Source organism: Streptomyces sp. SID486, from assembly GCF_009865385.1.
GTDB lineage: Bacteria > Actinomycetota > Actinomycetes > Streptomycetales > Streptomycetaceae > Streptomyces.
In genome coordinates this window covers 1-3,608 of the sequence record NZ_WWJT01000176.1, presented here as the reverse complement: position 1 = coordinate 3,608, position 3,608 = coordinate 1, and the positions used below count along the sequence as shown (strand labels likewise).

Annotated in this window: 3 protein-coding genes; 1 reads left to right on the top strand and 2 read right to left on the bottom strand. The window is 74.3% G+C overall.

Annotation, left to right across the window (positions count from 1 at the left end):
- Positions 1-218: 218 nt before the first annotated feature.
- Positions 219-1,607: a macro domain-containing protein gene (locus GT045_RS08585; protein WP_345942582.1), complete on the bottom strand. Its 1,389-nt coding sequence runs from the start codon at positions 1,605-1,607 to the stop codon at positions 219-221.
- Between the two features lie 74 nt (positions 1,608-1,681).
- On the opposite strand from GT045_RS08585, the gene GT045_RS08580 reads away from it, so the two are divergent.
- Positions 1,682-2,596, top strand: coding sequence for a macro domain-containing protein (locus GT045_RS08580; RefSeq protein WP_237538451.1), 915 nt, complete (start codon positions 1,682-1,684; stop codon positions 2,594-2,596).
- Between the two features lie 196 nt (positions 2,597-2,792).
- Here the strand turns inward: GT045_RS08580 and GT045_RS40410 are convergent, their stop codons facing one another.
- Positions 2,793-3,533, bottom strand: a complete 741-nt coding sequence (locus GT045_RS40410; RefSeq protein ID WP_161333806.1) for a nucleotide-binding protein — start codon at positions 3,531-3,533, stop codon at positions 2,793-2,795.
- Positions 3,534-3,608: the final 75 nt, after the last annotated feature.

Genomic DNA, 3,608 nt, shown 5'->3' with positions numbered 1-3,608 from the left:
CCGTTCTCGTCTCCACGACGACGTCCCCCCGTTCTCGTCTCCACGACGACGTCCCCCCGTTCTCGTCTCCGTGACGACCTCCACGCGTTCTCGTCTCCATGACGAAAGGGGCGTGCGGGACGGGCCCGCCCGGGGGACGGCGGCCCGGAAGCGCTCCGGAAGCGGGCGGTGGCTGTCCGCGGAAGCGGGAACGGGACTTAGCTGGGGACGTGACCAGTTCAGCCGACGCCGGTCGGCCCCAGCGCCGGCCCCCGCTCGTCCACACCGCGCAGGAACGACTCGACCACCGACAGGTCGGTCCGCTCCAGATCGCCGGCGCGCAGGACGACGCGCAGCTCGGGGCAGACCGCGGGATCCAGGCCGAGGCTGCGGGTGAAGGTCTCGACGACGAGCAACAGCAGCTGGGTGCGGTCGAGTTCGACCAGGCGGGACAGGCCGGCGCCGATCAGCGGTATCGCCACCGGCTTGAACAGGCCGTGCCGGGCGACCGCGGGCCACAGCCGCTCCAGGCTCAGCCGCAGGTCCGCCGGGGCGGACCGGGCGCGCAGGTCGTTGCCGAGCCGGGAGTAGGCGAGGGCGAAGACCCGGCGGCCGCCGACGGGGACCGCCACCGCCGTACCGATCGGATAGCGGGTGCGCCGGCCGCGCCGCTTGTCCCGGACGCTCTCCGTGGCCAGGGGCACGAACTCCTTCAGCCCCCGGCGCAGTCCGTCGTCCAGGAGCCGGTGACGGCCCTCGAAGAGACGGTCGACGAGCTGGCCCTGCACACTCTCCCGGCTGATGACGACGTCGTCGGCGAAGGTGTCGAAGGTGTCGGAGAACCCCACGACCAGGTTGGCGTCCTCCTGGTCGAACAGGTCGCCGCGCACCACGACGACGTCCACCCGCAGCCCGCGCAGGGTGTGGCGCAGCAGTTCGGCGCCGTGCCGTTCGCGCAGCCGGGCGTTCAGCCGGGCGAGGGTGGCGGCGGCCTCGGGGTCCTCCGGCCGCTCCCGGGCCGCCTGCTCGGCCACCGGCAGGGCGAGGTCGTAGCGGCCCAGCGTGGTGTGTCCGGCGACCAGTTCACGCAGCGCGGTCTCCCTGAGCCGGGTCAGCCGCCGCACCGGTGCGGTCGCGAACTCCTCGTTCTGCGCCTCGGGCAGCGGCCGGCCGCACCACAGCCGCAGGGCGTCGTCGAGCAGCCGGACGGCCGAGGCCGGTGCCGCGCGCAGCGCGTCCCTCACCAGCCGGGCGAACTCGGCGCTGTCCAGCTCGCCGTCGGCCAGGTCCAGCCGGTAGGTGCTCTCGGCCCCGCGCGCGGTCGGCAGCTGTCCCGTGCGGACGATCCGGGCGCCGTGTCCCGGCCCGGCGAGGTCGAACGCGCGCCGCAGTTCCAGTATCCGCTTCTGCACCTCGTTGCGGTTGCGCAGGTCCTGGTGCGGCAGCTGGACGGTCTGCTGCCAGACGTCCCGGTACAGCTCGCGCACGGTCACGGCCTCGCCCTCGGCGGCGACCAGCCGGACCAGCAGCCGTGCGGTGAGCGGGGTGAGGCGCACCGGGGCGCCGTCGACCTCCAGCCGCAGCGGACCGAGGACGCTCACGCGGATGCGCGGGGTGCGGGTCTGCACGCGCCTCGCCCCCTTCGCCGCGTGACGTCCCGTCAACAGTGTGATCAGCGTAGCAAGATGCCCTGGAGGCAAGCATGCGATTGACCGGCCTGTCCGCCCGTACCCGCCTCGCGTGGCCACGGCTCGCCCGGTCCTGGCGGGGGCGGCGGGTGTTCGCGGGCAGCGTGCTCGCGGCCTTCGGCGCGGTGTCGGCCGTCGTGCAGTTCGTCAGCCAGCTGTTCCCGGGCACCGTCTCGCGGCCCGGTCCGGTGCTGGCCGGCTGTGTGGCACTGTGCCTGGCCTGGGGGCTGGCACGGGCCCGGCCGCAGTCCTCCGTGCGGCAGGAGTTCGGGCGCCCCGGGATGACCGTGGTGGTCGAGGAGGGCGACCTGTTCGAGCGGCCCGGCCATCTGGTGGTGGGGTTCACCGACACCTTCGACACCCGGGTGGACGACGGCGGCGTCATCAACGACGGCAGTGTGCAGGGCCAGTTGCTGGCCCGCGCCTACGCGGGGGACGCCGGCCGGCTGGACGCGGAGCTGGCCGGAGCGCTGGCGGGGGTGGCCCCGGTGTCGTGGGAGAGCGCGCGGGACAAGCCGCGGGGCAAGCGGGCGCGGTACCCGATCGGGACGGTCGCCGTGCTCGGTGCCCGGCCGTCGCTGGTCTTCGCCGTCGCCTACAGCCGGATGGGCAACGACGGCGTCGCCTCCAGCGGTGTGGAGGACCTGTGGCTGGGCCTGGAGCGGCTGTGGGACGCGGTGCGCCGGCACGGCCAGCTGGAGTCCCTGACCATGCCGTTGACCGGCGCGGGGCTCGCCCGGCTGCACGACCTCGACGAGGACAGCCTGCTGCGGCTGATCCTGCTGTCGTTCGTCGTGCACTCGTGGGAGCGGAGGGTCTGCCGCGAACTGCGGGTGGTGATCCGCCCCGCCGAGCTGGGGCGGATCGACCTGCCGGAGACCGGCGCGTTCCTGGCCGGACTGGCGGCCGGCGCCCGGCGCCACACCTGACACCGGGCCGGGATGCCGCGTCGGCCACGACGGCCGCGGCCGGCGCGGCCCATGGAGCCGGCGCGGCTGACGCGGCCGACGCGGCCGACGCGGCCGGTGTCGCGAACAGCGGGGAGAACTTCTCCGCCGCCCGCGACGCGGAGCGGTACGGGCCCGTCCCCCGACGGTGGCCCGGCCACCGGGCCCGTACCGCGGCTCAGCGGGCCGGCGGGGTTCCCCGCCCGGTGCGGCCGTACGCCGACAGGTGGCGGTACGGCCAGGTCTGGAGCCATTCGGGGCGGGCGTCGTCGACCGTGCAGCCCGCCAGTCTCAGCCGCTGGACGATCTTCCGCAGGGCCGCCTCGGAGCCGTCGAACCGGATGACGTTCCGGCCCGCGATGTCGGCGATCGTGCGCAGCTCGCCGACCTCCACCATCAGCGTGCGCTCCGGGTAGGCCATCAGCACCATGCCCAGCTCGATCAGCACGTTGGGCCGGGGCTGGCCGGTCGGTTCGGTCTCGTACGGCGGCTCGTTCCTGCCCCGCAGGTCCGGGTGGAGCTGGACGACGTCGTCGGGGGTGAGCAGGACGAGGGCCGCCTGTGCCTGCTCGGGGGCCTTCGCGACGACCTCGCCGAGGAACGGTGACGTCTTGCCGGTGGCCCTGACCAGGTCCTCCCACTCCAGCGGGCGCAGGTCGAGCAGACGCAGCAGGTCGAACATCTTCGTGCGCACCTCCTCGTCGCGCCCGTGGACGACGAAGACGTTGCGTCGGCGGTCCGCTGAGGGGCCCTCCCGGTCCGGGCGGGCGCCGGGGTCGGCGGCGGGAGGGCCGCCGTAGAAGTTCTGCGTGCCGGAGTTGGTGGTGTTGTTGTCGCCGGTGACGAAGCTGTTGTTGCGCCCGAAGTCGTTCCTGCTCCCGTAGTCGCTGCTGTTGCCGCCCGTGGAGGTGTGCGTCACGCGGATCCCGCCCCCTTGCCGCCGCCCGGGCCGCCGAAGTTCTGCGTGCCGGAGTTGGTGGTGTTGTTGTCGCCG

Excerpts from the sequence above, each read along its gene's own strand:
- GT045_RS08580 (WP_237538451.1), top strand. The coding sequence starts at position 1,682 with ATGCGATTGACCGGCCTGTCCGCCCGTACCCGCCTCGCGTGGCCACGG.